The sequence below is a fragment of the Adlercreutzia equolifaciens genome (genome assembly GCF_029076695.1).
GTDB lineage: Bacteria > Actinomycetota > Coriobacteriia > Coriobacteriales > Eggerthellaceae > Adlercreutzia > Adlercreutzia equolifaciens_A.
The window spans coordinates 1-286 of record NZ_JARFIK010000677.1 but is presented as its reverse complement, the minus strand read 5'-3'; the positions used below and the strand labels follow the sequence as shown (position 1 = coordinate 286).

The 286-nt window shown below is 43.4% G+C and carries 1 protein-coding gene; it reads left to right on the top strand.

Going from position 1 to position 286, the window contains the following annotated elements; translation table 11 throughout:
* On the top strand, positions 1-286 hold a 286-nt coding region (locus tag PZH32_RS14085), incomplete at both ends, for a Clp protease N-terminal domain-containing protein (RefSeq protein ID WP_275208891.1).

Below are 286 nucleotides of genomic sequence, written 5' to 3'. Positions count from 1 at the left end.
CAATCAGGAACTGGCACAGGAACATCTGCTGTATGCATTGCTTACGCAGGATGACAGCCTGATTTTAAAATTACTTGAAAAAATGAGTATCCAGAGTCAGCTCTTCGTAAATCGTGTAGAGCAGGCGATTGGGAAAAGACCAAAGGTTCAGGGAGGCAAGGCTTATGTCGGCCAGGATCTGAATAATGTTTTGATTCATGCTGAAGATGAGGCAAAGCAGATGGGGGATGAATATATTTCCGTTGAGCATTTGTTCCTTGCCATGATGAAATATGCAAGTCGTGAG